This window comes from Micromonospora sp. DT178, assembly GCF_049841695.1.
In the GTDB taxonomy this organism is placed as follows: domain Bacteria; phylum Actinomycetota; class Actinomycetes; order Mycobacteriales; family Micromonosporaceae; genus Micromonospora.
This window is the reverse complement of sequence record NZ_JBNCKV010000007.1, coordinates 239,292-263,132: the sequence shown is the minus strand read 5'-3', so window position 1 is coordinate 263,132 and position 23,841 is coordinate 239,292. Positions and strand designations below refer to the sequence as shown.

At 73.8% G+C, this 23,841-nt stretch carries 24 protein-coding genes; 11 read left to right on the top strand and 13 right to left on the bottom strand.

Annotated elements, in window-relative coordinates:
• Positions 1-97 precede the first annotated feature (97 nt).
• Complete coding sequence (locus ACLQ22_RS16100; protein WP_121398678.1) at positions 98-445, top strand: histone-like nucleoid-structuring protein Lsr2; 348 nt, start codon at positions 98-100, stop codon at positions 443-445.
• Between the two features lie 319 nt (positions 446-764).
• Positions 765-2,015, top strand: coding sequence for an MFS transporter (locus tag ACLQ22_RS16095; protein WP_425692981.1), 1,251 nt, complete (start codon positions 765-767; stop codon positions 2,013-2,015).
• Between the two features lie 51 nt (positions 2,016-2,066).
• On the opposite strand, the gene ACLQ22_RS16090 is transcribed toward ACLQ22_RS16095, so the two are convergent.
• Both ACLQ22_RS16090 and ACLQ22_RS16085 read right to left on the bottom strand, forming a co-directional pair.
• A complete protein-coding gene (locus ACLQ22_RS16090; RefSeq protein WP_425692980.1) occupies positions 2,067-3,278 on the bottom strand; it encodes a hypothetical protein in 1,212 nt (403 codons plus the stop codon).
• A gap of 303 nt (positions 3,279-3,581) precedes the next feature.
• On the bottom strand, positions 3,582-4,466 hold the full coding sequence (locus ACLQ22_RS16085; protein ID WP_425692979.1) for a hypothetical protein: 885 nt from the start codon (positions 4,464-4,466) through the stop codon (positions 3,582-3,584).
• Positions 4,467-4,621: 155 nt separating this feature from the next.
• On the opposite strand from ACLQ22_RS16085, the gene ACLQ22_RS16080 reads away from it, so the two are divergent.
• Together ACLQ22_RS16080 and ACLQ22_RS16075 are read left to right on the top strand one after the other, a co-directional pair.
• Positions 4,622-5,212, top strand: a complete 591-nt coding sequence (locus ACLQ22_RS16080; protein WP_425692978.1) for a GNAT family N-acetyltransferase — start codon at positions 4,622-4,624, stop codon at positions 5,210-5,212.
• 296 nt (positions 5,213-5,508) lie between these two features.
• Positions 5,509-5,895 carry a YciI family protein gene (locus ACLQ22_RS16075; protein WP_425692977.1) on the top strand — a complete coding sequence of 129 codons (387 nt, stop codon included), beginning with the start codon at positions 5,509-5,511 and terminating at the stop codon, positions 5,893-5,895.
• Positions 5,896-5,903: 8 nt separating this feature from the next.
• On the opposite strand, the gene ACLQ22_RS16070 is transcribed toward ACLQ22_RS16075, so the two are convergent.
• Positions 5,904-6,773 carry a phytanoyl-CoA dioxygenase family protein gene (locus ACLQ22_RS16070; protein WP_425692976.1) on the bottom strand — a complete coding sequence of 290 codons (870 nt, stop codon included), beginning with the start codon at positions 6,771-6,773 and terminating at the stop codon, positions 5,904-5,906.
• 143 nt (positions 6,774-6,916) lie between these two features.
• On the opposite strand from ACLQ22_RS16070, the gene ACLQ22_RS16065 reads away from it, so the two are divergent.
• Positions 6,917-7,645, top strand: a complete 729-nt coding sequence (locus ACLQ22_RS16065) for a helical backbone metal receptor (protein ID WP_425692975.1) — start codon at positions 6,917-6,919, stop codon at positions 7,643-7,645.
• 24 nt (positions 7,646-7,669) lie between these two features.
• Here the strand turns inward: ACLQ22_RS16065 and ACLQ22_RS16060 are convergent, their stop codons facing one another.
• Both ACLQ22_RS16060 and ACLQ22_RS16055 read right to left on the bottom strand, forming a co-directional pair.
• Positions 7,670-8,623: a TerC/Alx family metal homeostasis membrane protein gene (locus ACLQ22_RS16060; RefSeq protein ID WP_425692974.1), complete on the bottom strand. Its 954-nt coding sequence runs from the start codon at positions 8,621-8,623 to the stop codon at positions 7,670-7,672.
• Between the two features lie 294 nt (positions 8,624-8,917).
• Positions 8,918-9,616 carry a CBS domain-containing protein gene (locus tag ACLQ22_RS16055; RefSeq protein WP_425692973.1) on the bottom strand — a complete coding sequence of 233 codons (699 nt, stop codon included), beginning with the start codon at positions 9,614-9,616 and terminating at the stop codon, positions 8,918-8,920.
• Positions 9,617-9,829: 213 nt separating this feature from the next.
• On the opposite strand from ACLQ22_RS16055, the gene ACLQ22_RS16050 reads away from it, so the two are divergent.
• Complete coding sequence (locus tag ACLQ22_RS16050; RefSeq protein WP_366643251.1) at positions 9,830-10,405, top strand: hypothetical protein; 576 nt, start codon at positions 9,830-9,832, stop codon at positions 10,403-10,405.
• Between the two features lie 226 nt (positions 10,406-10,631).
• Positions 10,632-11,015 carry an FKBP-type peptidyl-prolyl cis-trans isomerase gene (locus ACLQ22_RS16045; protein WP_121398688.1) on the top strand — a complete coding sequence of 128 codons (384 nt, stop codon included), beginning with the start codon at positions 10,632-10,634 and terminating at the stop codon, positions 11,013-11,015.
• Between the two features lie 138 nt (positions 11,016-11,153).
• On the opposite strand, the gene ACLQ22_RS16040 is transcribed toward ACLQ22_RS16045, so the two are convergent.
• Positions 11,154-11,504, bottom strand: a complete 351-nt coding sequence (locus ACLQ22_RS16040; protein WP_425692972.1) for an STAS domain-containing protein — start codon at positions 11,502-11,504, stop codon at positions 11,154-11,156.
• 153 nt (positions 11,505-11,657) lie between these two features.
• Between ACLQ22_RS16040 and ACLQ22_RS16035 the strand changes: the two genes are divergently transcribed.
• Complete coding sequence (locus ACLQ22_RS16035) at positions 11,658-12,677, top strand: SMP-30/gluconolactonase/LRE family protein (RefSeq protein WP_425692971.1); 1,020 nt, start codon at positions 11,658-11,660, stop codon at positions 12,675-12,677.
• A 107-nt stretch (positions 12,678-12,784) separates the two neighbouring features.
• On the opposite strand, the gene ACLQ22_RS16030 is transcribed toward ACLQ22_RS16035, so the two are convergent.
• The 5 genes from ACLQ22_RS16030 to pdhA form a co-directional block, all read right to left on the bottom strand.
• Positions 12,785-14,050 carry an Ig-like domain-containing protein gene (locus ACLQ22_RS16030; RefSeq protein ID WP_425692970.1) on the bottom strand — a complete coding sequence of 422 codons (1,266 nt, stop codon included), beginning with the start codon at positions 14,048-14,050 and terminating at the stop codon, positions 12,785-12,787.
• Between the two features lie 319 nt (positions 14,051-14,369).
• Positions 14,370-16,019, bottom strand: coding sequence for a right-handed parallel beta-helix repeat-containing protein (locus ACLQ22_RS16025; protein ID WP_425693057.1), 1,650 nt, complete (start codon positions 16,017-16,019; stop codon positions 14,370-14,372).
• A gap of 139 nt (positions 16,020-16,158) precedes the next feature.
• A complete protein-coding gene (locus tag ACLQ22_RS16020; protein ID WP_425692969.1) occupies positions 16,159-17,535 on the bottom strand; it encodes a dihydrolipoamide acetyltransferase family protein in 1,377 nt (458 codons plus the stop codon).
• Positions 17,532-18,548 (bottom strand): alpha-ketoacid dehydrogenase subunit beta, encoded by a 1,017-nt coding sequence (locus ACLQ22_RS16015; RefSeq protein WP_425692968.1) that lies wholly within the window; start codon positions 18,546-18,548, stop codon positions 17,532-17,534. Before ACLQ22_RS16015 ends, ACLQ22_RS16020 begins: the two co-directional genes overlap by 4 nt.
• Positions 18,548-19,714, bottom strand: coding sequence for a pyruvate dehydrogenase (acetyl-transferring) E1 component subunit alpha (gene pdhA, locus ACLQ22_RS16010; RefSeq protein ID WP_425692967.1), 1,167 nt, complete (start codon positions 19,712-19,714; stop codon positions 18,548-18,550). The genes ACLQ22_RS16015 and pdhA overlap by 1 nt, the downstream gene beginning before the upstream one ends.
• 104 nt (positions 19,715-19,818) lie before the next feature.
• Here pdhA and ACLQ22_RS16005 point away from each other — a divergent pair, with 104 nt between their 5' ends.
• The gene (locus ACLQ22_RS16005; RefSeq protein ID WP_425692966.1) at positions 19,819-20,325 is read left to right on the top strand and encodes an Lrp/AsnC family transcriptional regulator; all 507 of its coding nucleotides are present in this window, start codon (positions 19,819-19,821) and stop codon (positions 20,323-20,325) included.
• A gap of 42 nt (positions 20,326-20,367) precedes the next feature.
• On the opposite strand, the gene ACLQ22_RS16000 is transcribed toward ACLQ22_RS16005, so the two are convergent.
• Complete coding sequence (locus ACLQ22_RS16000) at positions 20,368-21,339, bottom strand: DNA polymerase domain-containing protein (RefSeq protein ID WP_425692965.1); 972 nt, start codon at positions 21,337-21,339, stop codon at positions 20,368-20,370.
• Between the two features lie 166 nt (positions 21,340-21,505).
• A complete protein-coding gene (locus ACLQ22_RS15995; protein ID WP_425693056.1) occupies positions 21,506-21,736 on the bottom strand; it encodes a hypothetical protein in 231 nt (76 codons plus the stop codon).
• Positions 21,737-21,955: 219 nt separating this feature from the next.
• Between ACLQ22_RS15995 and ACLQ22_RS15990 the strand changes: the two genes are divergently transcribed.
• Positions 21,956-23,011, top strand: a complete 1,056-nt coding sequence (locus tag ACLQ22_RS15990; protein ID WP_425692964.1) for a sigma-70 family RNA polymerase sigma factor — start codon at positions 21,956-21,958, stop codon at positions 23,009-23,011.
• Between the two features lie 109 nt (positions 23,012-23,120).
• Positions 23,121-23,840, top strand: coding sequence for a DUF899 domain-containing protein (locus ACLQ22_RS15985; protein ID WP_425692963.1), 720 nt, complete (start codon positions 23,121-23,123; stop codon positions 23,838-23,840).
• The last annotated feature ends 1 nt before the right edge of the window (position 23,841 follow it).

Genomic DNA, 23,841 nt, shown 5'->3' with positions numbered 1-23,841 from the left:
GACCCGCCGAAATGAACACGACGCGCATTGTTGCGGATTCGCCATGGGATACGTCAAACTTTGACCACACCCCGCCCCACACAGGGAGTAATTAACGATGGCGAGAAAAGTAATCACGGTCCTGACCGACGACCTCGACGGTGGAAAGGCCGACCGGACCGTCGAGTTCAGTCTGGACGGCGTGGCCTACACCATCGACGTCTCCGACGAGAACGCGGGCGTGCTGCGCAAGGCCCTCGACCCGTACATCAACGCTGGCCGGCGAATCGGTCGCGGAACGGCCGACACCGGGCGGGCACCCCGCCGGGCAGGCGCGCCGGGCGGCTCGGGAATGGACCGGGAGCAGAACCGGGCCATCCGGGAATGGGCCACGAAGAACGGCTACAAGATTTCCGAGCGCGGCCGCATCCCGGTCGAGGTCGTGGAGGCGTACAAGAACCGCTGACCGGTGCCGGGCTCACGCTCGGGCTCGCGCGGGGTCACGCTGAGGAATCAGCGCGGCCCCGCCGGTCTTTTCCCACGGCCATCCATTCGCACGAGCCGCACCCGGCCGCGGGTCCATTCTCAGCCCGGTCCATTAGCCGCTCCGGCCATCGGCGAGTCTCCGGGACGCCCCGGGCCGACCGACAACCGGGCGCCCGCCGACCTCACGACCGTGATCATCGCCACGATCGCACCGGTGCGACCGGAGACCGCCGAACTTCCCGAGTGTAATGAGCGACAGCTTTGTCGAGCATTACCTGCACGGATCTCGGGGGTGGCGGATGACGCGATGGTGGAGCCAGACGGCCGGCGGGTTGCCGCGCACCTTCTGGTACCTCTGGACCGCCACGCTGATCAACCGGCTGGGCAGTTTCGTCGCCATCTACCTCGGCGTCTATCTGGTGTCGGTACGCGACCTCAGCCCCGCGTACGCCGGGATCGTGATCGGGTTGCACGGGGCCGGCAGCGCGGCGGGGGGCGTGCTCGGCGGGATCGTCGCGGACCGGTGGGGGCGACGGCCCGCCATGCTCGCCGGAAACGTCGCCGCCGCGACCGCGGCGGTGGCGCTGGGCCTCAGCGGGCACCCGGCTGCGCTCGCGGCCCTGACCCTGCTGCTCGGGCTCTTCCTCGGCGTCGCCCGGCCGGCCTTCACGGCGACCATCATCGACGTGGTGGGCGAGCGGGACCGGCTGCGGGCGCTGACGCTGAACTACTGGGCGATCAACATCGGGTTCGCCGTCGCCGCGACCGTGGCCGGCCTGCTGGTCCGGGTCGACCCGCTGCTGCTGTTCGCGATCAACGCGGCGGTGCTGCTGGGCACCGCCGCGCTGATCGGCCTGAAGGTGCCCGAGTCGCGCCCCGACCCGGTGACCGTCGGGCAGTTCACCCGCGCCGACCCCGGCGGGCTCGGCACCGTGCTGCGGGACCGGGTCTTCCTGACCTTCACCGCCCTCACCGGGCTGGCCTGGCTCTGCGTCCAGGGCAGCGTGATGCTCCCGGTGGCGTTGCAGGCCGACGGGCTGCCGGCGTCGGCGTACGGGCCGGTCATCGCGGTCAACGGCCTGATGATCGTGCTGGGACAGCTCTTCGTGCCCCGGCTGGTGGGCCGCTTCGACCGGTCCCGCACCATCGCGGTCGCGGTCGTGGTGATCGGCGTCGGGTTCGCCCTGACCGCGCTGGCGGACGTCGTCTGGTTCTACGCGCTCACGGTGGCCGTCTGGACGCTCGGCGAGATGCTGATGACCCCGTCGAACTCGGCGCTGACCGCGGACCTGGCGCCGGCCGCGCAGCGCGGTCGCTACCAGGGCGTCTATTCGCTCGGCTACGCGTTCGCCAGCTTCGCCGGGCCGACGGTGGGCGGGCTGGTCGCCGCCCGCTTCTCCACCGACGTCCTCTGGCTGGGCCTGTTCGGGTTGGCTCTGCTGGTGGCCGCCGGCAACCTCGCCGCGGTCCGGCCCCGGGCCCGGCGGATCGCCGCCCTGCGGGCCGCCGCGACGCCGCCGGCCCCGCGCGAGGCGGCGGCACTGGTGTGAGCGCACCGGCGGGGGCCGCTGGGGTACGCCCCGGACGGCCCCGGCCGGTGGTCAGCCGACCTCGATGCGCACCACGTCGAAGGCGGGGGTCTGGTTGGCCCGCTCCATCATCGGCACCCGGTGCGAGCCGTCGCCGGCCCAGACCGCGCACTGGGCGGTGCCGGATCCGGGCAGCCCGGGGATCTGGATGACCACGTCGTCGGGCTCGGCGCCACCACGGCTGTCCTCGGTGGCGACGAAGAACGCCGGCACCTCCTGCGGCTCCGGCGGCTGCCGGAGGCTGTCCAGCATCCGGCAGGCGGTGTGGAAGTGGCCCCGCACCAGGCCCTGCTCGTTGAGCAGCGAACTCTCCACGTAGTACCCGCCCTGCCCGGCGGCGAGGAAGCGGTCCCGCACGAGGTTGCGGGTGGAGACCCGGAGGGTGAACGGCTGGTTCGCGTTCACCCGGTCGGGGAACTCGGTGATCAGCAGCGACGGATTGTTCGCCGCGGCGCCGACCTCGCCGAACGCGGTGCTGACGCAGCGGTTGCCGTTCTGGAAACCGTCGTGCGGCTGCAACCGGCTGTCGTCGCAGTCGTTCGCGATCACCCCCAGCCCGGCACCGGGCCCACCGTTGTCACCACCGCCACCGTTGTTACCGCCGCCGTTGTTGCCGGTGGGGGCCACCTGGCACTCGGCGAGCCGGGCCAGGCCCTGCGGCCGGGGGCCCACCCGGTCGATCGCGACGGTGATCCGCTCCAGCGTCGCCCGGCGCTTGCCGGCCAGCGGCTGGAGGATCGAGGTGCGGACGAACTCCTCGCCCCGCCGGCCCTCGGCGGCCAGCCGCCGGTCCGCCTCGGCGATCTGGGTCTGCAACAGGTTCAGGTTCCGGTCGACCTCGGCGCGGGCGCGGTCGGGCACCCGCGGGAGCCGGCTGGCCACGTCCGGGCAGGCCACGGCCGAGCCGCCGTTGTCGGCGCCGCCGCCCCGCGTCTGCTCGCACTCGGCGACCGACTGCTGCCCGTCTCCCCAGTGGTTGCGCACCCACCGGCCGTCCTGCCAGGTCCGGCTGGTGCCCCGCCCGCTCGGCGCGGTCGCGCCGGGGCTGGGCTCCACGCAGGTGGCGGAGGCCGGTCGGGTGGAGGTCGACCGGCGGTCCTCGGCCGACGAGATCTGGGTCACGGCGACGATCCCGCCGAAGACCGCGAGCGTGCCGACGACGGCCAGCAGTCGCTTGCTCCGCGCACTACCGGATGACCGGCGCGCCCGTGTGGACCTGCGCATCGAATTGCTCTCCTTCGCGATCCGGTGGTTGGTTCGAGATCTCGGCGGACCGACGGAATTGAGGCGGCACACCCCGACGGGGACCGTCGCGGCGAACCGGTGGCACGTCGATGGCCGACGATGCCCTTTCCGCACCGTCCGCCGCGCCGCGCGGCGCGGTCGGGGAGATCCTGTCCATTCCCGCAGGAGTACGGGACGTCCGGCGCGAAGGTTCAACGCGATTCGGGGAATTCGGAAGGGTCCCAGGCATCGCCCGGTGACGTGCGCCGGGCCGGCGACCGGTGGTGCGCCGAGGCGCAGCGGTCAGTCCGCGCAGAGGTGGGCGAACGCGAAGCCGCCCGTCATCTCGCCGTGCCGGGACTCCAGCCGCCGGATCTCGGCGAGCAACGCGTCCCGGGGCGTCAGGACCGGCCCGGCGGCGTCCGGCGCGCGCAGCCGCTCGCCGACGGCCACCGCCGCCAGGTCCTCGGCCAGCCGCCCCGGATCCACCCCGGCCGAGACGCGCTGGGCGTGCACCGTCACCCGCTCCACGAGGCAGGCGTCGGGGCGCACCCGCACCCAGCTCCACCCCTCGGCCGGCCCGCCCGTCCAGCGCACGTGCAACCCCCGCACGATCGGGTCGGCCAGCCGCCGCGCCACGTACGCCTCGACGGCGGCAGCCCGGGCCAGGGCGCCGAGGTCGTTGACGTGCCCGGTCCGCCCGTCGGGCAGCCGACCGAGGATGTCGCGGAAGCCGACCGGGGGCACCCCGGTGTCGTCGGGCTCCCCCGCGCCGAGGGCCGCGTACGCGCGCGCGTCGATCACGTACGCCACGATCCGGCGCCCGTGCTCCGCGGCCCGCAGCGTCGGCGACCCGATCCGCAGCACCGCCAGGCCGACCGCCTCGGCCACCGCGTTCTTCAGCCGCTCGACCCGCTGCCCGGCGGAGCCGGGGGCCGCGACGGGGCCGATCTCGACGGCGAAGACCGGCCGGGCCGTGTCGGCGGCGCAGACGACGAGGTCGTAGCCCTCCCGGCTGGCCGTGCTCCACTGGCTGCCGGTGACGCCCGGCGGACGCCCCTGCACGAGTTCGCCGAGCCGGCGGGGGCCGTGCACGAGCTGGCCGCCCCGGGCGAGCAGCGGGCCGCGCCCACCGTCCCCGGCGACCGCGCGCAGCCAGGAGCCGTCCCCACCACCGGTGCCCGTCATCCGCCTGACCCGTCCGTCCCGCCGCCGATCGGAGGCCGACGCGTCGGCCGGGGCGAGTCTAGGCCGTCGATCATGGCCGGCGTGGTGGTGGTGCCCCCGGGCCGTACGGCCGCAATTCGCTTGAGGTCACCCGCCCGCGCCGGTGGGATGGGCGGGTGAGCGTCTTCCTGTCCACCAGGCGGCTGGTGCTGCGCGAGTTCATCCCCGACGACGCCGACCTGCTCGTCGAGCTGGACGGTGACCCCGAGGTGATGCGGTACCTCACCGGCGGGCGCCCCACCCCGCCCGAGACGGTCCGGGAGCGCGTCCTGCCCCGGATCCTCGCCCACTACCGGCGACCGCCGGGACTCGGGTGGTGGGCGGCGCTGTGCCGCGAGTCGGGCGACTTCCTGGGCTGGTTCGAGTTCCGCCCGACCCGCGACGGCGACTCCCGCGAGGTCGAGCTGGGCTACCGGCTGCGCCGCTCCGCCTGGGGCGTCGGCCTCGCCACCGAGGGCTGCCGGGCGCTGATCGACACGGGCTTCACCGCGCTCGGCGTGGAGCGGGTCACCGCGAACACAATGTCCGTCAACGCCGCGTCGCGTCGGGTCATGGAGAAGTCCGGGCTACGGCTCGTGCGGGCGTACGTCGGGGACTGGCCGGAGACGATCGACGGCGCGGAGCACGGCGAGGTGGAGTACGCGCTGACCCGGCAGCGCTGGCTGCGCGAGATGGCGAGGCCATCGGCCGATCCAGGGGCGAGCTGAAACCGCATCCCTCTACCGGGCCGGCCTTGTCATCGCCGCGCCATCATTTGGCTTCCATAATCGACAGGACGGCCCTGGTACTCCAGCACGAGATCCGTTCAGGGCTCGGTATTTGCCTGCCGGGTTTAGCGCTGGTCCCGGCAGGGTTTTGTCAGCTGTGGCGGTAGAGGACCGGGCGGACGCGAACGGCGAAGATCCCGATCAAGGTTCTTCTGGCATAGCATCTGATCGTGGCGAGTCGCTCGTAGACAGACGAGAGGCGGCGAAACGCAGCCGCCGGAACAACGGAGACGTGGATGACGCGGTACTTGGTTTCGTTCGATGACGGCTCGATGGACCACATCCGGGACGAGGATCTCCCCGAGGTGAACAAGGCCACGCACGCGGTGATGCGGGAGGCCGTGCATGCCGGTGTGTTCGTGACCGGCGGCGGAACCGATCGCCAGAGTGCAAGCACCGTAGCCACGGACGGAACGGTCACCGATGGCCCTTACCCGGAGACCAAGGCGGTCATTGGCGGCTTGGTGGTGATCGATGTGGCCTCACGCGAGGAGGCGTTGACGTGGGCGGCCAAGTTCGCCTCCGCTTGCCGCTGCGCACAAGAGGTTCGGGAAATCATGCCCGATCCTGAACTGGACGCGTTGCTTGCTGTTCCAGCGAGAGATCCGTCCAAGGCTCGGTGACGTCCGGGTCACTCCGCCCCCATCACCAGGCCCTCGATGGTGTGCTTCTGCCGGATCGGCGTCAGGGCGTCGACCACCGGGCAGGGCAGGTGCGCGCGCACCTGCTCGGGCAGGCCCGCCCAGTACTCCCGGGTGACCGCCATGTCGTGGTGGTCGGCGTTGCCCGCTCCCGGCGCGTCGACGCCGAGCACCAGCACCGGGCGGGACAGGGTGGAGACGTTCGGCGTGCCGCGGTGGATGGTGAGCGCGGACCGGGCGGAGATGTCGCCGCGCTGCGGGTACTTGCGGACCGCCCGTTGCGCGTAGCGGGGGTAGCGCTCCCGGGGCGGGAACATCTGGTGGTCGAAGTCCCCTCCGTCGTCCCACTGGGTGCCCGGGGCGATCTCGAACGGGCCCATCTCCTCCACCGTGTCCACCGTGGTGAGGTTGAAGGCCAGCGACGTCAGCCGCCGCTGCCGGCGGGTGTCCTCCGGCATCGGGAAGTCGCGGTGCCACGGCTGCATGGCCGCGCCGGGAAACGGGATGTCGAAACCGAGCTCGACGATCTGGTAGTCGGGCCCGAGCACGGCCCGGCACACCGCCACCACCCACGGGTGGGTCACCAGGTCGACGAAGCCGCGCAGCTGCTCGGGGTGGATCTCCACGTACCACCGCTGCGGACCACGGCCGACCGCGCCGTCGGGGCGGGAGCGGGCCTCCCGGAAGGCGGCCTCGATGTCCTCGCCGACCCGGTCCACCCAGTCCACGGCGAAGGCGCCCCGGCACGCGGTGATGCCGTCCCGGTAGAGGTCGCCGAGCGCCTCCAGGGGGATCTCCTCCTCGGCGGGGGCGGCGGGCTGGTCGGTGCGCGGCGCGGGCGCGGTGGAGTGGGACCTCATCGAACCTCCTGACGGGACCAGCCGAGTATTACAACGTTGTAGAGACGTCGCAAGGGACGCCGGGCCGCGACCCCTGCGGCGGGTCGGGGCATGATCGACCGGTACGCCGGTGGCCGGCGCACGGGACCGGGGAGGTGCGCGGGGTGCGGGTCGTTTCGCTGGTGCCGTCGCTGACCGAGGCCGTCGCCCTGACCCTGCCGGGTCTGCTGGTCGGCGCCACCGACTGGTGCACCCACCCGGCCGGGCTGGACGTGGCGCGGGTCGGCGGGAGCAAGTACCCCGACCTCGACCGGGTACGCGCGCTGCGACCCGACCTGGTCCTGCTCAACGTCGAGGAGAACCGCCGGGAGGACGCCGACGCGCTGACCGCCGCCGGTGTGCCGGTGCGGGTGACCTACCCGCGTACCGTCGACGAGGCGCTCACCGAACTGGCGGAGCTGCTCCGCGACCTGGGCGCCCCGGCCGAACCGGAGTGGCTCGCCGTGGCCCGCCGGGCGTGGGCCGGGCTGCCCGCCGACCGACCCGCCCGCCGGGCGGTCGTGCCGGTCTGGCGGCGGCCGTGGGTGGTGCTGGGCGCCGACACCTTCGCCGGCGACGTGCTGCGCCAGCTCGGCGTCACCAACGCGTACGCCGACGACGCCGAGCGCTATCCGCGGCCGAGCCTCGACGAGCTGCGCGCCCGCGCGCCGGAGCTGGTGGTGCTGCCCGACGAGCCGTACCGCTTCACCGCCGACGACGGGCCGGAGGCGTTCCCCGGCATCCCCTGCGCCCTGCTCTCCGGCAGGCACCTGACCTGGTACGGCCCGTCGCTCGCCGAAGCGCCCGCCGTGCTCTCCGCCCAGCTCGCCGACCCGGTCGTGCACCCGGGCTGACCGCCGCGGCCCCACCTCGACCGGTCACCCGCGCGCCCGCCGGCGCCGTTCCCGACGGGCGTCGACCATGCTCCACCCGATCGCGACCGACAGCGTCAGCACCACCACCGCGAGGGTCAACCAGACCGGCAGCTTGCCGACCGGCGTCTCGGCCAGGATCAGCTTCGCCCCGGCGAACGCCAGCAGGAGGGCCAGCCCGTACCGCAGGTAGCCGAAGTGCCGCAGCAGCCCCGCCAGGCAGAAGTAGAGGCTGCGCAGGCCGAGCACGGCGAACGCGGTCGCCGTCCAGACGAGGAACGTGTCGGTGGTGATGGCCAGGATCGCCGCCACCGAGTCGATCGCGAAGACCACGTCGGTGGCCTCGATCGCGACCAGCGCCACCAGTAGCAGCGTGGCCCTGCGCCGGCCGTCGCCCCGGACGGTGAACCGGCCGCCGTGGTAGCCCGGCTCCGTCGGCACCAGCCGCCGGAACGCCCGCACCGCGAGGATGCGGTCGGGGTCGACATCCGGCTCGCCGCGTACCGCGAGCCGCCACCCCGTCCAGATGAGGAAGGCGCCGAGCACGACGCCGGCCCAGGTCAGCCGCTCCAGCAGCCCCGCGCCGGCGAAGATGAAGGCCAGCCGGAACGCGAGCGCGCCGACGACCCCCCAGAAGAGCACCTTGTGCTGGTACGCGGCCGGCACCCGGAAGTACCCGAACAGCAGCGCGAAGACGAAGACGTTGTCGACGGAGAGCGCCTTCTCCAGCAGGTAGCCGGAGAAGTACGCCCCGGCCGGCTCGCCGCCCCGCCACAGCCAGATGACCAGGCCGAAGGTGAGCCCCGCGGTGATCCAGACGCCGCTCCACAGCAGCGCCTCGCGCAGCTCGATCACGTGGTCGTCGCGGTGGGCGAGCAGGTCCACGGCGAGCATGACGGCGATGACCGCGCCCACCGCCGCCCAGGCCCAGAGGGGTGCCGCGAACGTCGCCTCGTCCACCCGGCGTCCTCCGCATCCCCGACGGCGGCTCCGCTCCCGACGCGCGGCCCCGGCCGGCCCGGGTACGCCCAGGCGGCCTGCGGCGCGGGCCGCCCCCGGTGGCCCGGCGGTGGGCCCGGAGAGCGTCCGATTCGAGCCTAGGCGAGCCGCCCACCGGCCGACGGCGGTCCGGACAAGTCGATGCCACCGGGCCCGCCCAGCGGGGCCCGGTCGATGCTGACTGCGCCCGGACGGTTCGATGCCACCGGCGGGCCGGGCCCGCCCGGCTTTCAGGCAGACCGGCCCGCACGGGCGTCAGGCCACCGGGGTGATCCGGGCCGTGTCCGGATCGGCGAGCGTGGTGTCGTCGACGTCGTAGGCGAGGGTGCTGGTCACCCGGACCACGCCGCTGACCTGCCCCGCGAGCCGGCCTGCCAGCTCGACGGCGCTGCGCCGGTCCAAGCGGCCGTCGAGCGTCACCTCGCCCCCGCGCACCCGGACGGTGACCAGCCCGTCCCGCACCGCGAGCACCCGGCGCAGCACCTCCTGCACCACGTCCTCGCGGATCTCCGCGTCGGTGCGCAGGTGCACCCGCAGCAGGTCGCCGCGCGTGACGATGCCGACCAGCCGGCCCAGGTCGTCGAGCACCGGCAGCCGCTTCACCGACTCCCGGTCCATCTGCCGCGCGGCGGCGGAGATCGTCGCCTCCGCCCAGGTCGCCACCGCCGGGGCGGTCATCAGGTCACGCGCCAGCAGCGCCTCGGCCTTCTCCCGGACGGTGCGGCGCCGGCGCCCCTCGAAGACCCGCCGCTCGTCCGGGCGGCCGGCCCGTTCGACCTTGTGCAGCAGGTCCGACTCGGAGACCACGCCGAGGACCCGACGGGAGCCGTCCACCACGGGCACCCCGCTGATGCCCCGCCGGACCAGCGCGTCGACGATCTTCCGGTAGGGGGTCTCCTCCCCCACCGTCGCGACCTCCCGGGTCATCACGTCGCCCACCTGCCACGTTCTCATCGCGACCTCCCTGTCGTTCCCACCGCGACGCTACGGCCGCGGCGGGCCGCCGGGTCAGGGCCGCCGGACCGGGCCGGCACGGCCGGACGGACCGGTACGGGAGGGGTCGAAGGTCCCGGTCCGGTGGGGCCCGGTCGGCCCTGCCCGACCGGCGCCGGCGGGCGTCCAATGGAGATGCCACCGGAAAGCGCGGTGCCAGGCACACGAAGGGACGTGGAGACAATGGCCGCGACGATCGAGCGCACCACCGTCGGGACCGACGCTGCGGTGGCGGAGACCCGGCACACCGGCGAGACCACCAGGGAGCGGGCCGCCCGGTACGTCTTCGCCGGCATCCGGATCGCCCTCGGGTGGACCTTCCTCTGGGCGTTCCTGGACAAGGTCTTCGGTCTGGGGTTCGCCACGGAGGCGAAGAACGCCTGGATCAACGGCGGCAGCCCCACCAAGGGCTTCCTGACCTTCGGCGCGGCCGGCCCGTTCGCGGACTTCTACCACGGCATCGCCGGGGCCGCCTGGGCCGACGTGCTCTTCATGGCCGGCCTGGCCGCGATCGGCGTCGCGCTGCTGCTCGGCATCGGGATGCGCCTCGCCGCGGTCGCCGGAGCGGTGCTCTACGTGATGATGTGGACGGTCGTCCTGCCTCCCGAGAACAACCCCTTCATGGACGAGCACCTGATCAACGCGGCGCTGCTGGTCGGTCTCGCACTGGTCAACGCCGGCGCGACCCTCGGCCTGGGCGCGACGTGGGCCAAGCTCCCGATCGTGCGGCGGTTCCCCTGGCTGCGGTGACCCGGCGCGGCACCTCCCCCTGGCGGGCGTCACCACCGGTGACGCCCGCTTCCGCGTGCCCGCCGCGGCACGCCGTCGCCCCGAGGGCCGGCCCGGGGCAGTCGGTAGCGCCACTCGATGATCAGCCGCGCGACGGATGCGCCGGGACCGCCGGGCATCGGCCGGACGCCATCGGGCAGGATCTCGGGTGACGGACATCAGGACCGAAACGGCAGGAGACTCCCGAATGAACCAGGCAGCAGGCGGCAAGCCCGAGGTGGGTCCGATCGAGGGCGCGCCGCCCGCCGATCTCGTCATCGAGGACATCACCGTCGGCGAGGGGCCGGAGGCCCAGCCGGGGCAGTTGGCCAGCGTCCACTACGTCGGGGTCGCGCACTCCAACGGTCGCGAGTTCGACTCCTCGTGGAACCGGAACGAGGCGTTCGAGTTCTCGCTCGGCGGTGGTCAGGTCATCTCCGGCTGGGACCGGGGCGTCGTGGGCATGCGGGTCGGCGGCCGGCGCCGCCTGACCATCCCGCCGCACCTGGGTTACGGCGACCGGGGCGCCGCCGGCGTCATCAAGCCGGGCGAGACCCTGGTCTTCGTCGTCGACCTGCTCGGCGTCCGCTGAGCGAACGACGATCCGCTGAGCGGGTGACGAACCGCTGAGTGGACGGCGAACCGCCGGACCACGGGCCTGTGCGGATGGCGGACGACGCCGTCGGCACCGGCCCGCTCACCACGGCGCTCCAAGGCCGGGCCCCGCAGGTCAGCAGGGCACCAGCTCCCGGTCGGCGCACGGGTCCACGATCGGGATGACCCGGTGCAGGCCGGTGGCCCGCAGCACCCGCTCGACCACCGGGTCGGGGCGGACCAGCACCAGCTCACCGCCCCGGGCCCGGACGCGCAGGTGCGCGCCGACCAGCGCCCGCACCCCGGCCGCGGAGAGCAGGCGGACGCCGGAGAGATCCAGCCGGAGCACGGGCCGGGCCGGGGCGTCCCAGAGCGCGGAGCGGAACGCGGCGACCGTGGCGATGTCGACCTCGCCGGTCGCCCGCACCTCCACCTCGTGGTCGGCCACGGAGATGTCCACGTGGAGCCGGTCGTCGCGCTGTCGCATACGACGAACCTATCCCCCACCACCGACATTTCCGCCCTGCTGAGGGACCGGATCCGGGTACGCCCAGGGTCATACCCCGAGACTCCGGGATCCCCCTCAGGGATGACGCGACGAGGGCCTGCGGGCTGCGCATCGGCGGGCCAGAATGAGCCGATGGTCGCCCCCCGCCGTCGCGCGCCCCGGCTGATTCGCCCCGTGCGCGAGCCCGCCACGGTCCCGCCGCCGCTCGACGGGCCGTGGACGCCCGCCGACCGGCGGCTCGACTCCGTGGAGCTGCTGCCCCTGCCCGAGGGTGTGTCCGGCCCGGAGGACGTGGTCGTCGACCCGTCCGGCCGGGTGGTCAGCGGGACGGAGGACGGCCGGCTCTGGTGGTGGCCGGTCGACGCGCCGCCCGGCACCCGACCCCGGCCGCTCGCCGACACCGGCGGCCGGCCGCTGGGCGTGGAGGTCGACCCGCTCGACGGCAGCCTCGTGGTCTGCGACGCGTACCGGGGGCTGCTGCGGGTGACCGGTGACGGGGCGGTGCGCGAGCTGGGCGGCCTCGGGGCGAGGGCGCACCTGGCCGACAACGCCACCGTCGCCCGCGACGGCACGGTCTACTTCACCGACTCCTCCGACCGCTTCCCGCTCGCGCACTGGAAACGGGACCTGCTGGAACACCGGCCCAACGGGCGGGTGCTGGCGTACGACCCGCGCAGCGGGCGCACCGACGTCGTCCGCACCGGGTTCTACTTCCCCAACGGGCTCGCGCTCACCCCGGACGAGTCGGCGCTGATGCTGGTCGAGACCGCCGCCCATCGACTGGTGCGGGTGGCGCTGGCCGACGGCGCGGTCACCGTGCTGGCCGACCTGCCCGCGTACCCGGACAACCTGACCCCGGTGGGCGACGGGACGTACTGGATCGCGTTGCCCAGCCCCCGCGTGCCGGTGGTCGAGCGGCTGTTGCCCCACCCCCGGCTGCGGCAGCTGGTGGCGGTGCTGCCGGCGGCGGTGCAGCCGAAACCGCTGCGCTACGGCCTGGTGGCCCTCGTCGACGGCGAGGGGCGGGTGCTGCGGACCCTGCACGGCCCGCGCGGGACCTACGACATGATCACCGGCGTCCGCCAGCACGGCGACCACCTGTGGCTGGGGAGCCTCACGGGTCCCGGGGTTGCCCGGGTGCCGCTGGGCTGAGCCGCGACGCCGGACGGGGTCGGCGGGGAACGCCTCGGTGCGGTCGACGCGCCGGGGACCGGCCCGCGTGGCGGCGGACCGGTCCCCCGGGTGTGCGTACGGTCGACTCAGCCGCCGCGGACGGACGGCGCCGGCGCCGGCGAGCCCCCGGCCACCGCACCGGGGTGCGGCACGGGCGACGGGGACGGCCGCAGCCCGGCCGGCACGGGCAGCGCGCTGCCCTTGACGAACTCGTCCCAGCTGACGTTCCAGGCCGTCCAGCCGTTGCCCTCGGTCAACGGCACCTCGGTGCCCTTGACCGTGACCAGGTCGCCGACCTGGGTGACCCCCATCAGCCAGTCCGCGGCGGCGGCGGAGACGTTGGTGCAGCCGTGCGAGACGTTGGTGCTGCCCTGGTCCCCCTCCGACCACGGCGCCCCGTGGATGAACTCGCCGCCCCAGGTCAGCCGCTGGGCGTCCTCGACGTCGACCACGTAGGGGTCGGCCGAGCCCCGCGTGTCGAACGTCGTCTGCTGGTGCTTTTCCATGATCACCATCTTGCCGCTGGAGGTCGGCGTGCTCGGCTTGCCGAGGCTGACCGGGATCCGGCGGACGACCTTGCCGTCGCGCAGCACCGACATCTGCTTGGTCGCGTTGTCGATCTCCAGGGCCACCTGCCGGCCGATCCGGGAGGTGGCGGTGCGGTCGGAGTCGCCGACCCGGTCCTTGCCGATCGGCAGTCCCTCCAGCCCGGCCCGGACGCTGATCCTGGTCCCCGGGCGCCAGAAATCGGGGGCCCGGTAATAGGCCTGGCTGCCGTCGGAGACCCACGACCAGGCGCCCGGCTGCGGCGGATCCGTCTTCACGAACAATCGGCGCTGCACGTCGTCCCTGGCCTCTTTTGGAATGGGTGGGTCGAATGCCACGGTCACCGGCATGGCGGTGCCGTACGTCCGATCGCCGGCGAAGTACAACGTGCTGGTGATTTCCGGCTTCGTCGATTCCGGCATCGTGGTGAAGGTGATCCTGCGGGTCGTCGTCGTACCCGAGTCGCCCGTGGCGGTCACCTCCGCCGTGTAGGTGCGCCGCGGCTTCAGGGGCGCCTTCGGCACCCAGCCCGAGCCGTCCTCCCGGGGCTCCGCCGCGACCTGCGCGCCCTTGTCGTCGGTGATCCGTACGGCGGTGACCTTCCCGTTCCTGACCGCGGTCCCCACCTCGGCGGTGATCGGCACCTCCCGGGCGCGGTCGGCGGGCGTCACGGTCAGCTCCGGCGCCGCCGCCTGCCCCTCGGCCGGCCGGGCACCCGGTTTGCGGTCGGCGGTGCACCCGCCGAGGGCCAACGGCGCGGCCGCGATGGTCACGGCCAGCACCGTCAGTCGCCGCCTCAACTCCATGATGCGTCCCCCCGTTGATTGGTGTCCCTCAGCCACATTCTCTCCACGCCGCGCCGGATGGGCGCGCAATTTCGGAGGAATCGCGAAAGCAATTATGGGAAGCATTTCCCGCACTGCGCGGAATAGGGCCGCACGCGCCGGTTTCCGGGTCCGTCCGGAATCGTCCGACGCGCCACCGCCGGCCCCCGGACTGCCGCCGCGTCCCGGTTCGGGCCACGGCGTCGTCGGTGTCGGCGGACAGGCGTCGGCCCCCACCCGCGATCGGCGTGCGGCACGACGCGGCCCGCCGTCTACGGGGCGGGACCGACGCCGGTCGTCGTCAGCCGTGGTTGCGTTCCCACCGGCCGCCGACCGGTGGGGTGTCCAGTCGGATGGCGGAGTCCGCGTTGCCGACGAAGTCGTTGTCCTCGACCCGGCAGTCCACGCAGCTGCCGCGCTCGGTGATCCACAGGCCGTGGTTCTGCGTGCTCGGCTCCCGGTTGTCCCAGATCCGGTTGCCCCGGATGGTGGCCGACTCGACGGCCGCGTTGATCGCGATGCCGGCCCGCACCGGAGGCCCGGCGGGCAGCTCGTACGGGGTGCCCGGCGCCGGGGTGGCCCCGCTCCACCCGCTCGGGGAGTCCGGCCGGATCGGCGCGAGGGTGAGCTCGGTGTCGTCGTTGGCCGCCACCACGGCGATCCGCTCGCCGACCCGCACCACCTTGCCCCGGTGGCCGTCGTTCGGCCAGTTCGCCCGCCGGTTCACCACCGACTTCTCGGTGTACCGCACCGAGTCCCCGTGTTCGCTCGTCGCCGGCGCCCACTGCCGCCCGTTGTTCCGGATCCGGTTGGCGACCAGGAAGGCGTCGCGGACCGGACGGTCGATGCGGATGGCGTCGGCGCTGTTGCCGTAGAAGTCGTTGCTCTCGATGACGATCTCCTCGGCGATCTGCTCCTCGGACCCGCCGAGGTTGCGCTGGTGGTAGCCGTACCGGCCGTTGCCGCTGATCCGGTTGCCGCGGATCGTGTACGGGCCGGGGGTGTTGCCGATGCTGACCCCGTCGCGCAGGTTGCCGTCGATGACGCAGTCGGTGAGGATGCCGCCCCGCCCGGCGGTGTGCGTGGTGCCCTTCGCCGAGACGTGGAAGCCCGCCTCCAGGTTCCCGGTCATCGTGCAGGAGGAGACGATCAGGCCGTTCGCGCCCCAGTCGGAGATGCCGAAGCGGTTGCCCTGGGCGTGGCAGCCGATGATCCGCACTCCCCGTGGCCGCAGGTGGTCCGCCTCCTGCAACTCCAGGAAGATGCCGTTGGTGGCGTTGGCCACGGCGCTGCAGTTGACGATGTTGAACCGCTCGACGCTGCCCCAGCCGCCGATGCCGACGCCGATGCCGGCCCCGCCCATCTCGGTGCCGCTGTCCAGCCGTCCGCACCCGACCACCAGCACCCCCTCGATCAGGCAGTCCTGGAGGAAGTCGCAGCCCAGGCCGGTGGCGGCGGTGTGGTGGATGTACAGGTTGCGGAAGACGCCCCGCACGACGTACTGCAACCCGAGCCCCTTGGCCAGCGGGTTGTAGTCCGCCGACGCCACGCCCGAGCCGTCGATCTCGAAGTCGGAGAAGGTGCAGTCGGCCAGGTGCCGGTTCCGGTCGGCACCGTGCTCGTTCGTGGTGTAGAAGGCCAGCGGCGCCGGATCGGCCCGGTTGCCCGAGTTGCTGAGCACGAAGCGGGTCGCCCCCGGGCCGGCGCCGACGAGCGAGACCCCGGTACGCCACACGGTGCCCGAGTTCCGCATCGAGTAGACCCCGGGCGGGCAGTGGATGATCCGGGCCCGGCCGTCGGCGGCGTACGCGTCGCCGAGCCGGTCCACCAGCGCGGCGAGCGCCGGCTGGTCGTTGGTCACCCCGTCGCCGATCAGGCCGTGCTCCCGGGCGTCGCAGAGCAGCGGGGCGCCGGCCACCGCGTGACGGCGCACGCCGCCGGCGGAGGGCATGTCTGGATACGCCACCTCGTCCTCCCCTCGGCGAGACTGCCCGGCCCGCATTCCCGGCCCGTCTCCGGGGAAACGCGGGCTGCGACGGCGACGGCCCCGGCGCCGCCGGGAGGCGGAGCCGGGGCCGTCGCGGCCGGGGTCAGACGTTGGCGATCAGCACCGCCGGCCGCTCGACGCAGTCGGCGACGTGCCGCAGGAAGCCGCCGGCCACCCCGCCGTCGCAGACCCGGTGGTCGAAGGTCAGGCTGAGCTGGGTCACCTTCCGCACCGCGAGCTGCCCGTCCACCACCCAGGGCTTGTCCACGATCCGTCCCACCCCGAGCAGCGCCGCCTCCGGGTGGTTGATGATCGGGGTGGAGCCGTCGACGCCGAAGACGCCGTAGTTGTTGAGCGTGAACGTGCCGCCGGTCAGCCGAGCCGGGGGCAGCGTGCCGGCCCGGGCGGCCGTGGTGGTCGCGGTCAGCTCGGCGGCGAGTTCGGCGGTGGTCAGCCGCTGCGCGTCCCGCAGCACCGGCACGACCAGCCCTCGGTCGGTCTGGGCGGCGATGCCCAGGTGCACCCCGGCGGACTGGACGATCCGCTGGCCCTCGGTGTCGACCCGGGCGTTGAGCTGCGGGTACCGGCGCAGCCCGGACAGGCAGATCCGGGCCAGCAGGGCCAGGATGCTCACCGGCGCGTCCGGGGTCGCCGCGTTGATCGCCGCGCGGGTCTCCAGCAGCCCGGTGGCGTCCACGTCCACCCAGATGGTCACCTCGGGGATTTCCCGCCGGCTGCGGGAGAGCTTGTCGGCGATCGCTTTGCGGATGCCGGTCAGCGGGACGACCAGGTCCTCGGCGCCGGGGACGGCCGACGGGGCGGGCACGTCCGGCACCGCGGCGAGCCGGGCGGTGGGCGTGGCCGCCTCGGCGACGGCGGCCTCCACGTCCGCCCGGCGCACCACGCCGCCCGGGCCGGTGCCGCGCAGGGTGGCCAGGTCGAGGCCGTGCTCGCGGGCCAGCCGGCGCACGATCGGCGAGATGACCAGGGGCGCCGCCGCGCCGTGCGGGCGGTCGGCCGAATCCGTCGCGGTCGCCGCCGCCGGGGCGGGAGTCGCCGGCGGACCGGCCGGGGTGGGCTCGGGTGCGGCCACGAGACGGGGCCGGCGACGCCGCCGCCCCGGGCCGCCGTGGCCGGTGCCGTACCCGATGAGGACGTTGCCGGAGCCGGCCCGTTCCTCCTCGCGGTAGGTGGCGTGCCCGGCGGGCTCGTCGCCGGCGCCGCCGTCCAGCGGCGCGATGGTGATCAGCGGCTGGCCGACCGGGCGGGTCTCCCCCGCCGCGCCGTGCAGCGCCACGACCCGTCCGGCGTACGGGCAGGGCACGTCGACGACGGCCTTGGCGGTCTCCACCTCCACGACGCTCTGGTCCACCGTGACCACGTCGCCCACGGCGACCCGCCACTCGACGATCTCGGCCTCGCTCAGCCCCTCGCCCAGGTCGGGCAGGAGGAAGACCTGCGTCCCGTCCACCGTGGTCACGCCGCGCTCCCCCGGCTCAACCAGCGCCCGTCCGGCTGGTCGTCCCACTGGAGCCGGGCCACCGTGTCGAGGACCCGGTCCACCGACGGCAGGTGGGTGTGCTCCAGCATCGGCGGCGGATAGGGGATGTCCAGCCCGGACACCCGCAGCACCGGGGCGTGCAGGGCGTGGAAGCAGCGCTCCTGCACCCGGGCGGCGATCTCGGCACCGACCCCGGCGAAGCCCTGCGCCTCCTGGATCACCACGCACCGGCCGGTGCGGCGGACCGAGGCGGTGACGGTCTCGTCGTCGAACGGCACGATGCTGCGTACGTCCACCACCTCCAGGTCCCAGCCCTCCTCGCGGGCGGCCTCGGCGGCCTCCAGCGCGACCGGCACCGCCGGCCCGTACGCGACGAGGGTGGCGTCGCGGCCGGGGCGGCGTACGACCGCCCGGCCGATCGGCGCGGTGGTCGCGGAAAGCTCCGCCTCGGCGCTGGAGAAGTAGAGCTTCTTAGGCTCCATGAACACGACCGGATCGGGGTCGTCGATCGCCTGGCGCAGCAGCGAGTACGCGTCCTCCACCGTCGCCGGGGTGACGACCTTCAGGCCGGGGGTGTGCGCGTAGTAGGCCTCGCTGGAGTCGCAGTGGTGCTCGACGCCGCCGATGCCGCCGGCGTACGGCACCCGGATGACGATCGGCACGCTGAGCGCGCCCCGGGTGCGGTTGCGCAGCTTCGCCACGTGCGAGGCGATCTGCTCGAAGGCCGGGTACGCGAACGCGTCGAACTGCATCTCGACCACCGGGCGCAGCCCGGACATGGCCATGCCGACGGCGAAGCCGACGATGCCGGCCTCGGCGAGCGGCGTGTCGAAGCAGCGCTTGTCGCCGAAGCGGGCCTGGAGGCCGTCGGTGATCCGGAAGACGCCGCCGAGCGCCCCGACGTCCTCGCCGAAGACGACCACCCGGTCGTCGTCGAGCATCGCGTCGGCGAGCGCGGCGTTGAGCGCCTTCGCCATGGTCAGGGCGGCCATCAGCGCTCACCCTCCTCGTCCTGGGCGGCGGCCAGCTCGGCGCGGACCTGCTCGCGCTGCTCGACCAGCTGCGGGGTGGGCTCGGCGTAGACGTGGTCGAAGAGGCTCATCGGGTCGACCGTCGGCTGCGCGTTCATCCGGGTGCGCAGGTCGGCGGCGTACGCCTCGGCCTCCTCGGCGACCGCGGCGACGGCGGCGTCGTCGAGCGCGCCCCGGGCCCGCAGGTACGTCTCCAGCCGGACCACCGGGTCCCGGTCCCGCCAGGCCTCGACCTCGGCGCCGTCGCGGTAGCGGGTCGCGTCGTCGGCGTTGGTGTGCGCCTCCATCCGGTAGGTGTGCGCCTCGACCAGGAACGGGCCCTTACCCGCACGGGCGTGCTGCACCGCGCGGGTGAGCACCGCGAGCACGGCCACCGGGTCGTTGCCGTCGACCTGCTCGCTGGGTACGCCGTAGCCAACGCCCTTGTACGCCAGCGACGGGGCGGCGGTCTGCCGGGACAGCGGCACGCTGATCGCGTAGCGGTTGTTCTGCACGAAGTAGACGACGGGGGCCTTGAACACGGCGGCGAAGTTGACGCCCTCGTGGAAGTCGCCCTCGCTGGTCGCCCCGTCGCCGATGAACGCCAGGGCGACGGTGTCCCGCCCCTGGTACGCCTCGCCGTAGGCCAGTCCGGCGGCGTGCACGCACTGGGTCGCCAGCGGGGTGCACTGCGGGGCGGTGTGCCGGGCCGCGGGGTCGTATCCGCAGTGCCAGTCGCCGCGAAGCAGGGTCAGCACCTCGACCGGGTCGATGCCCCGGGAGACCAGCGCCATCGACTCCCGGTAGGTCGGGAAGACCCAGTCGTCGTCGCGCAGGGCGAGAACGGCGCCGACCTGGCAGGCCTCCTGGCCGCGCGAGGACGGGTAGACCGCCAGCCGGCCCTGCTTGGTCAGGGCGGTGGCCTGGACGTCGAAGCGGCGGCCGACGACCATCCGCCGGTGCATCTCGACGAGCGCCTCGACGGGCGGCTCGGGGTAGTCGGCGGGGGCGCGCAGCGGCGTGCCCGTCGGATCGAGCAGGCGGACGGGCTCGGTGGCCGGCAGCAGCGGCTTGGCCGGGTCGGGCGGGGTGGCCGCCCGGCGGCTGCGCGGGGATGCCCTGCGGACCGCCTCGGGTGTGGTCGTCACGGCGGGACCTCCTGGACGTGTGGTGGGCCTATGCTCCTGCTGTCGGATGATTGACTCAAGATCCAGGACAAACGCGGGACGGATGGCATGGGGAAGGCGGCGGGATGAGCCAGGAGTCCGGGCGCGCAGCGGAGCCGGCGGCCGGAACGGGACGTTCGGCGCGACCGCTGGACGACGTCGACCGGCGGATCCTCGACGAGCTGGTCCGCGACGGTCGCACGTCGGTGCGCACCCTCGCCGAGCGGATCCACATCTCCCGCACCAACGCGTACGCCCGGGTCGAGCGGCTGCTGCGCGACGGGGTGATCACCGGCTTCCGGGCCCGGGTCGCGCCCGAGGCGGCGGGGCTGGGCACCTCGGCGTACATCGCGTTGAAGATCGAACAGAACACCTGGCGGGAGGTGTCGGCGGAACTGGCCCGGGTGCGCTACATCGAGCACGCCGCCCTGCTCGGCGGCGACCACGACGTGCTCGCCCTGGTCCGGGCGCCGGACAACGCCACCCTGCGCGACGTGGTGCTGGGCCGGGTGCAGGGCATCGCCGGCGTGCTCTCCACCCGCACCTGGCTGGTCTTCGAGGAGTTCGACGGCGAACGCAGCCCGTGGGAGTGAGCCGACGCGCTCAGCTCTCCCGGCGGGCCCCGGCCGGCCGGCTCAGCGCTCCGGCGGGGCCTCCAGCCCTTCCCGGTCGGCCAGCTCCAGCAGCGGCTCCAGGGAGAACCGCCGGTCGTCGAGGCCCGCGTGCGGGTCGCCGCGCTCGGCGAACCGGGCGGGCATCGTGGTCACGGCGAAGTCCTCCGGCCGGACGTCGTCCAGCTCCGCCCAGTCCAGCGGTGCGGAGACCAGCGCCTGCGGGGTGGGACGGATCGAGTACGCCGAGGCCATCGTGTGGTCCCGGGACATCTGGTTGTAGTCGACGAAGACCGGCCGGTCCCGCTGCTCCCGCCACCAGGTGGTGGTGACCAGCTCCGGCAGCCGGCGTTGCATCTCCCGGCCCAGCGCCAGCACCGCCCGCCGGCAGTCGCCGAAGCTCCAGCGGGGCTCGATGGAGAGGTAGACGTGCAGGCCCCGCCCGCCGGTGGTCTTCGGGTAGCCGGTCAGGCCCAGCTCGGCGAGGAACGCGCGTACCTCGTGGGCCACCGGCACCACCTGGTCGAAGCCCACCCCCGGCATCGGGTCCAGGTCGATGCGCAGCTGGTCGGGCCGCTCGACGTCTGCGGCGGAGACCGGCCACGGGTGGAACCGCAGCGTGCCGAGGTTGGCCGCCCAGATCACCACCGCCAGCTCGCTCGGCGCGACCTCGTCGGCCGTACGCCCGCTCGGGAAGGTGATGTGGGCGGTGCGGACCCACTCGGGCGCCCCCGCCGGCAGCCGCTTCTGGTAGAAGGCGTCGCCCCGGTTGTCCTGCCGGGTGCCGATCTTCGCGCCGTCGAAGACGCCGCGCGGCCACCGCTCCAGCATGGTCGGCCGGTCCCGCAGGGCGCGCAGGACGCCGTCGCCGACGGCCAGGAAGTAGCGCACCACGTCCAGCTTGGTCAGCCCGAGTTCCGGGAAGTACGGCTTGTCGGGGCTGGAGACGCGCACCAGCCGCTCCCCCACCTGGATCTCCTCGGCCGGCGTCGCCACGCCTGACACCGTAACCCGCGCGGTCGGCCGGCACGCCCCGTCACGGCCCCGCGCGCCGCACCTCGGCCGGCCGCCGGCTCCGGATGGCGCCGCCGGCACCCCGGCGGTCGTACGCGCGGCGGCCGGGCGGCCCGTCTCCGGCCACCCGGCCGCCGGCGGGTCGAACTCAGCTCATCTCCTCCTGGAGGCGCGCCAGGAGCATCCTCTTGCCCTGCTCGCCCGCCTTGCGGTTGTTCTCCTGCATCTTCCGGAACCAGCTGGCCAGTTCCGTGTCGCCCCGCGCGTCGGCGTCGGCGACGTAGTTCTCCAGCTGCCAGATGTGCTGCAACGACATCTGGAGCGCGTGGACCAGGTCGTAGTTCTGGTCCTTCACCGGGCTCGCCGGCTCCCTGACCATGGTGGCCACGGCGCACCTCCCCGTCTCGGTGATCGATGGACGCACCGCTTACCCGGCCCCGCCTCGATCACGCCCCGCCGCCGCAGGGGCGCCCCGGCGGGCCTGTCGACGCCTTCCGGGCCGGAACCGGACGCCGATGACGACTCCGTCGGCCGTCGGTCGTCGTACCGGTGGGTTACGGTGCGTCGATGATCCGATGACCGGGACGGGGGACGGTTCGTGGGCGAAGGTGGCGCGGGATCGGGCGGGAGCGGGGTGACCGTGGCCGGCGCGGCCCTCCGGTCGGGCGACGAGCAGGCCTTCGCGGAGCTGACCGACCGGCACCGGCGGGAGTTGCAGGTGCACTGCTACCGGATGCTCGGGTCGTTCGACGACGCCGAGGATCTCGTGCAGGAGACGTTCCTGCGGGCCTGGCGCAGCCGGGAGAGCTTCCAGGGCCGCTCCACCGTGCGGGCCTGGCTCTACCGGATCGCCACCAACGCCTGTCTCGACTTCCTCGACCGCCGCCAGCGGCAGCCGGGTCCGCTCGTCGCGCCGACGTCGTCGCGGGTCTCCGGGCCCGGCCGGGCCTCGTTGCCGCAGGCGGAGATCCCCTGGCTCCAGCCCTATCCGGACCGGTTGCTCGATCCGCCCGCCCCGCCCGACGTCGAGCCGGACGCGGCACTGGTGGCCAAGGAGACCATCGAGCTGGCGTTCCTCGCCGCGATCCAGCACCTACCGCCCCGGCAACGGGCGGTGCTCATCCTGCGCGACGTGCTCGGCTGGCCGGCGGCGGACACCGCCGCGCTGCTCGACGGCACGGTCGCCGCGGTCAACAGCGCCCTGCAACGGGCGCGCGCCACCCTCCGGCAGCGCCTGCCGGAACGACGGACGGAGTGGCCGGCGGCGACCGACCCGAGCGCCGAGGAACGAGCGGTGCTCCAGCGGTACGTGGCGGCGACCGAAAGCGCCGACCTGACGGCGCTGGCGGCGTTGCTGCGCGAGGATGCCCGCTTCACCATGCCGCCCAAGCCGACCTGGTACGAGGGACGGGACGCGATCATCGAGTGCTGGGCGCCCGCGCTGGTCGGGCCCACCGCCTGGAAGGACTGGTGTCACGTGCCCACCCGGGCCAACCGCCAGCCCGCCGTCGCCTGCTACGTGCGTGAACCGGGCCGGTCCCGCTACCACGCGCTGGGCCTCGACGTGCTCCGCATCGAGGATGGCGAGGTCGCGGAGGTCACCGCGTTCCCGCCCCGCGTCTTTCCGGCCTTCGGGCTGCCGCTGACCCGTTGACGGTTGGCGGCGGCGATGAGTTCCTACGCGCCCCGCCGTCTCAATGGGGTGGCCGGCGGTGCGGCGCGACGCTGACGTCGCCGGAAGGGACGGAGGCAGGAGAGACGCCATGACCCAGCCGAGAGTTGTCAGCCGAGACGAGTGGGCGGCGGCCCGTGCGGAACTGCTCGTCAGCGAGAAGGAGCTCACCCGGGCACGCGACGCGTTGAGCGCTCAGCGGCGCCGGCTACCGATGGTCCGGATCGACAAGGAGTACGTCTTCGACTCCCCGGACGGCCCGGTGGATCTGCCGGGTCTTTTCGACGGTCGTCGCCAGCTCGTCGTCCGGCACTTCATGTTCCACCCGGACTGGGACGAGGGTTGCGTGGGCTGCTCCCTACAGGTCGACAACCTCGGCCACCCGGCTCACCTGCACGCCCGGGACACCAGCCTGGTGCTGGTGTCCCGGGCGCCGCTGAGCAGGATCGAGCCGTTCCGGCGGCGGATGGGGTGGACCGTTGCCTGGTTCTCGTCCTTCGGTGGGGACTTCAATCCCGACTTCGGGGCCACCAGGGACGACGCGGAATGCTCCGGGCTGAGCGTGTTCCTCCGTGACGGGGCGGACGTCTTCCACACCTACTCGTCCTTCTCCCGGGGCGGCGACGCGTTGATCAACACCTACAACTACCTCGACCTGACGGCGTTGGGCCGGCAGGAGGAGGGGCTGGAATATCCGCAGCAGTGGTGGCGGCACCACGACCGGTACGACGACCGACGCCACGGGGCCCGGCGCCGCGACGCGTTGCCCGCGCGGGCCATCGGCCACTCCCCGGAGCTGGAGGTTCACTGAC

Coding starts and splice junctions, on each gene's coding strand:
- ACLQ22_RS16100 (WP_121398678.1), top strand. CDS start 98: ATGGCGAGAAAAGTAATCACGGTCCTGACCGACGACCTCGACGGTGGA.
- ACLQ22_RS16095 (WP_425692981.1), top strand. CDS start 765: ATGACGCGATGGTGGAGCCAGACGGCCGGCGGGTTGCCGCGCACCTTC.
- ACLQ22_RS16090 (WP_425692980.1), bottom strand. CDS start 3,278: ATGCGCAGGTCCACACGGGCGCGCCGGTCATCCGGTAGTGCGCGGAGC.
- ACLQ22_RS16085 (WP_425692979.1), bottom strand. CDS start 4,466: ATGACGGGCACCGGTGGTGGGGACGGCTCCTGGCTGCGCGCGGTCGCC.
- ACLQ22_RS16075 (WP_425692977.1), top strand. CDS start 5,509: ATGACGCGGTACTTGGTTTCGTTCGATGACGGCTCGATGGACCACATC.
- ACLQ22_RS16070 (WP_425692976.1), bottom strand. CDS start 6,773: ATGAGGTCCCACTCCACCGCGCCCGCGCCGCGCACCGACCAGCCCGCC.
- ACLQ22_RS16055 (WP_425692973.1), bottom strand. CDS start 9,616: ATGAGAACGTGGCAGGTGGGCGACGTGATGACCCGGGAGGTCGCGACG.
- ACLQ22_RS16045 (WP_121398688.1), top strand. CDS start 10,632: ATGAACCAGGCAGCAGGCGGCAAGCCCGAGGTGGGTCCGATCGAGGGC.
- ACLQ22_RS16040 (WP_425692972.1), bottom strand. CDS start 11,504: ATGCGACAGCGCGACGACCGGCTCCACGTGGACATCTCCGTGGCCGAC.
- ACLQ22_RS16035 (WP_425692971.1), top strand. CDS start 11,658: ATGGTCGCCCCCCGCCGTCGCGCGCCCCGGCTGATTCGCCCCGTGCGC.
- ACLQ22_RS16030 (WP_425692970.1), bottom strand. CDS start 14,050: ATGGAGTTGAGGCGGCGACTGACGGTGCTGGCCGTGACCATCGCGGCC.
- ACLQ22_RS16025 (WP_425693057.1), bottom strand. CDS start 16,019: ATGCCCTCCGCCGGCGGCGTGCGCCGTCACGCGGTGGCCGGCGCCCCG.
- ACLQ22_RS16015 (WP_425692968.1), bottom strand. CDS start 18,548: ATGGCCGCCCTGACCATGGCGAAGGCGCTCAACGCCGCGCTCGCCGAC.
- ACLQ22_RS16005 (WP_425692966.1), top strand. CDS start 19,819: ATGAGCCAGGAGTCCGGGCGCGCAGCGGAGCCGGCGGCCGGAACGGGA.
- ACLQ22_RS15995 (WP_425693056.1), bottom strand. CDS start 21,736: ATGGTCAGGGAGCCGGCGAGCCCGGTGAAGGACCAGAACTACGACCTG.
- ACLQ22_RS15985 (WP_425692963.1), top strand. CDS start 23,121: ATGACCCAGCCGAGAGTTGTCAGCCGAGACGAGTGGGCGGCGGCCCGT.